At 64.9% G+C, this 4,620-nt stretch carries 3 protein-coding genes; 2 read left to right on the top strand and 1 reads right to left on the bottom strand.

The annotated features are described in order from the left end of the window. The first annotated feature begins 229 nt into the window (after positions 1-229). Both MLGJGCBP_RS50080 and MLGJGCBP_RS50075 read left to right on the top strand, forming a co-directional pair. Complete coding sequence (locus MLGJGCBP_RS50080; protein WP_308821645.1) at positions 230-2,449, top strand: eCIS core domain-containing protein; 2,220 nt, start codon at positions 230-232, stop codon at positions 2,447-2,449. A 7-nt stretch (positions 2,450-2,456) separates the two neighbouring features. Beyond that, a complete protein-coding gene (locus MLGJGCBP_RS50075) occupies positions 2,457-3,728 on the top strand; it encodes a HEAT repeat domain-containing protein (protein ID WP_160096813.1) in 1,272 nt (423 codons plus the stop codon). Between the two features lie 84 nt (positions 3,729-3,812). Here the strand turns inward: MLGJGCBP_RS50075 and MLGJGCBP_RS50070 are convergent. Continuing rightward, positions 3,813-4,620, bottom strand: an 808-nt coding sequence (locus tag MLGJGCBP_RS50070) for a phage tail sheath C-terminal domain-containing protein (RefSeq protein ID WP_201453088.1), incomplete at its 5' end; no start/stop codon positions are given.

The raw sequence follows: 4,620 nt of genomic DNA, 5'->3' as shown, positions 1-4,620 counted from the left end.
AAGCCGCCGTCACCGAGCCGCTGCGGGCCGTCGCCGGTCACCCGATCGAATGTCACCTCGAAACGGAACGTCGTGAGCAGTACGTCGGTCACCGCTGGACCTCCGCGCATGTCCTGGCTCGCACGCTTTCGAGCGCCGAGGCCGCACGTCACCTCAGCGTCACCGAAATCCGCCTAGCTCCCGACTGTGACGGTGCGGTGACTGACCGCGCCGACGATCAGCTCGTGTTGTGGAGACGATCGTGTCGTTGACGACTGCGGTACCGTCCGGTCCGGAGCCTGAACGTAGAAGCAGGTTGTCGTCCCCAACGGGGGCCACAGTGCCTGAACGACTGCGCCGTGGCATGGGTGGGGTCTACGGAGGCACGTACGACCGCGTACGTATCCAACTCGGACACGGGCCCGAACCCGCCGGTGGCTCGACCCGTGTGGCCGTTTCGCGCGGCGAGCAAGTGTGGGTCAAGCCAGAGTTCTACCATCCCGGAACCCTCATGACCGACGCGATCCTCGCCCATGAACTCGCACACGTCGGTCAGCAGCAACACGTGAGTGAGGTCGGGGCCGGGTCACAACTCCTTGAACGTGATGCAGACAATGCCGCGGCTCGGGCCCTCGGCGCCTCGGCAGGTCGTCGGATGAAACGCCGTCCGGCTGGCGGGCTCCGGCTCCAGGGTTGCAGCATGGCCGAGGCGCCGGCGAACCTCGATGCTCTCGACGCCGCGGGAAAGGCAAGCGTGATCGAACGCCTGCAACAGGAGAACGCCCCTGGTGTCGAGGATGCCGTTTACCTGGTCTTCGAGTCCGCCGCGAAGCAAAGCGAATTCGTTGCGTTGCAGGACGAACTCGACATGGAAGCCGTCCTTGGCAGCATGTCGAACTGGGATGCCACCCGTATCGGGAGCCTCGGACCAGTGATCGAGGGCGAAAAGACGCTCACCGCGAAGCGCGGCGCGTTCATCTACGAGATCACTCACGACGCGGGCTTGGCGCTAGCTCAGGTCTTCGCCGCATTCGTCGTCGACACCACCCAGGACGACCAAGTCCGATTGCTGCTCGAATGGCTCGCTTCGGAGCAGCGCCTGGCCGAGACGATCGGCGCGATGCCGGCAATCAAGGATCGGCTCGCCGCCCGCGGAATAGACGTTGGCGCCTACCGTGATCGCGGGTGGGAAATCGGCGACGTGGTGCGCGGCCTTGGTGAGGGGCTCGCAGACGTCTTGGGGTCCTCTGAGGGAGCCAAAGCCGGTCGATCATCGGCCCTCCTGCATAAGATATCGGAACTGCCCGGCGACTACAGCCATGCGGCATGGGACATTCTCAACGCAGGCTTCACGGACACAATGACCCCGGGGAACATAGCGCTCGGCACCATCGATTACGTTCTGTTTGGCGTACCCTCCGGGATATACGGCATCGCTGTGGGAACGGGTTCCGGCATCTGGGACATCAGCCAGGGCGAAGTCGATAAGGGCACTCGCGAACTTGTGCCTGCGTTGATCACACTCGGCACGCTGCTGGTGGGGCGCGCCGTTTCACGCTCCGGGGGCGGTGTCCAGCCTGGGGCCGGTGGGCCAGGTGAGCCCCGACCCGTGGGGCGGGTCCGGTTCGCGCCGCGAGCCGGGGGGGCTATCACGATCGAGAGCATCATCGATCAGTTCCCGCCCAACCTGCGCAGCGCGAGCACACTCCTACTTGAGCGCTTCACGCCCGGTGACCTCGTCCGGGTTGGAGATTACGCGCGCAGATCCGCTCCAGCCGCAGCGTTCGTGGAGCGCAACGGTGCCGCAGGTATCCGGGAGTTGGGGAACGCCGGCGGTGACGTTCCCCAGGCGACCGCAGCGCTCGCTGCCCTCGCTGCGGTAACGGCAGACAATCCTGAGATAGATCTCGGGCTGGCTCCGCTCGAAATCCCGGGTGCTCCGGGGCCCGGCACCGCGACCACGCCGGCTCAAGCGGCGGAGGCGCACCCGATGCCGACTGGGGAGGAGATGGAGAACGCAGCAACTGCCGCGAAGACTCCCACCAAGCTGATTACCATCGTGCAAAACCTGGTTCGCAACCGTCGTGGCAAGTACACGGGACCGCTGCCGATCTTCTGGCCCCACCTGGCAGGAAAGGCCCTCCCGCTCACCGCTCCCAACTCCGCCAACAGCATCGGCAAAGGGCGACGGCTGACGCGAGTCAAGCCGACGCCGGCGCGCGATCCTGATGTCGCGAATCTATTCCGCGCAACGCACACAGTCCTCACCGGACAAGCAGGTCACCACGTGACGCCGCTGATGATGGGTGGGCCCGATAGCGTCGATAACATGGCTGCCATATGGATCTCGTACCACGACAGAGGTCACGCGCTACTACGCGCCCAACACCAACTGCCGCCACTCGGATACTCACACGACCCGATCCAGCACGACAACGACACCCGGTATGTCGTTGTCCTTATCATCTAGGGTGGCCATGGTGGATATCCCGGATATCCCGCGCCTGCTCGAACAGGCCGGCGAGCTGCGAGCGCAGTTAGCAAGTCCCTGGCAGCTGACGGGGCCCGAGCACGCGGCCGAGATCGCTGGGAAGTTCCTGGCATCTGAAGACCAAGTGGCACTTTGGCATCCGGATGCAGGCCAACGCCTCACCGAACTCATGACTGGTTGGTCGGCAGGTGAAGGGGCGGACCGCCACATGTACATGGCGAGCCGTGTTCTCGCGCGCTCTGGGCTTGCTGGTTCGGCGATCACGTTGATCAACACCTGCCGGGACCCCCGGCCCCAGGTCGCCCTGATGGCGCGGTTGAATATCGCGTCTCTGGTGCGGACTGAGGAAAATCGGAAGGCGCTGCACACGGCGCTGAAAGACAGTCTCGTCCAAGCCCATGACGACCTTCGGGTTGTGCTGGCCAACGCCCTCGCCGCTCAACGCAGCGCGGAGTCGGACGAGCTTCTGCTGCACTTCCTCTCGATCGAGCGCTCGGGGGAGGCGGCGCGCAGCCTTGTCACGATGATCTGCGGTCGAGTCGATGACGCCCCTCGGCTTCTCGAACAGGTCATACCCGGCGATGACCCGGTTGGGGTTACGAGGCTCGGTCTCGAGGCGATCGTTGGGACCTCCGGTGTTGAGGATCTCATCGCTGCTGCGGGCAGCCCCAGCCATTGTGTGAGGACGACTGCCGTTCGTTGGCTCGGTCGCTGCCCGCATCCCCTCACAGTCGGCCCACTCCTCAAGGGGTTGGCCGATCCGAATCCGGAGACCCGCCTCGATGTCGTCAACTGCCTGGCACTATTCGGTAGCCGTGAGTCTCTCTTGGGGGTGGTCTCTGCCCTGCACGATCCCGACCGACTCGTTGCCGGCGCAGCCATGCACCACATCGCTCAGATAATGGCGGAGGAACTCGACGGGCTCGACCTGCGTTACGACGAGGGCGACGCGCTGGACAGTGACAGCGCCGACCGCCTGGCCCCCCTCGCCGGTCACCGAGTGCGCGCCCTCCGGGCAGCGCGAACGTTCAGAGGTGCGCCGCTCGAACCGCGGACCGATGTGGACCTTCTTTATATGGGGTACCTACCGCGGATCGTTTGGATGCATCTGACGGCGTCGTACCAGCCAGGCGTGCCTTTCGACCCGAATCAAGACCTGGTCGGCAACCTCGAATCGATCCACGAGCTGGAGCTTTGGCTCCACGAGCGGCAGGACGAAACAGCAGGTCGCTGGACCTTCCACGGTGAGTTTCTGTAAGAAAGCGCGCACTCACGGCGACCGTGACGCTCGCCAGTCAGCTGGATCTATCGATATCACTCGCTTCCCTGCCGACGTCACTGCTCATCCCCTGACCTCCACCCGAACATTCGAGGTAGCGGTGAGCGCGATCTCCAGGATCACGTACTCGACGGGCTCGGCCGGAGCAACCCCAACCAGGCAGACAAGCCTGCCGTTGTCGAGGTCGTTGCGGGTCATCGTGCTGGCGTCGCAGCGAACGAAAAACGCTTCCTCGGTGGTGGTGCCGCGGAACGCGCCAGCCTCGAAAAGCCTGGTTAGCAGTGCGTGTACAAGTCGTCGGACCTCTGCCCACAGTTCTCGGTTGCTCGGCTCGAACACGGCCCATTGCATCTCGCGGACGAGCGTCAGCCGCAGCACGATCATCAGCCGGGCCACGCTGAGCTGGCGCAGCGAAGGCCGTCGGGACAGGGTGCGGGCGCCGGTGAGGCGAATGCCGTCGCGCTCGGGGAGGAACACGTTCACGCCGGCCAAATGCAGCTCGTCATGGCGGTCGGCCGGGACATCGTCGCCGACTCGCAGTGCCCCGACTGCGAGCTGGTTGGCTGGACCGTGTTGGACACCGAGCCGGCGTTCGCGTTCGGCGATGATCCCGGCGGCGAACGCGGACGGGTTGATGCGAATCAGCGTGTCACGTTGATCCTCCGACGACGACATGTCGATCCAGGGGTGGTAGGCGGTCGCATACGGCGAGTCGAAGCTGGTGCGCCAAGAGAGGACTTGGCGGTGGGTGAGGCCGAGGGGCACGTCGAGCAGGACGGTGTGGTCACGGCACATGTCCGCGTAGGCGACAAGCTCGCCCTGGTTCTCGACGATGCGGGCAAGATCAGACGGGTCGCGGGGATCGAGGGCA

The organism is Rhodococcus sp. T7, assembly GCF_009872365.1.
Taxonomy (GTDB): Bacteria; Actinomycetota; Actinomycetes; order Mycobacteriales; family Mycobacteriaceae; genus Rhodococcus_F.
Note: the sequence above shows the minus strand (reverse complement) of the source record. Positions and strands in the feature narration are given on the sequence as shown.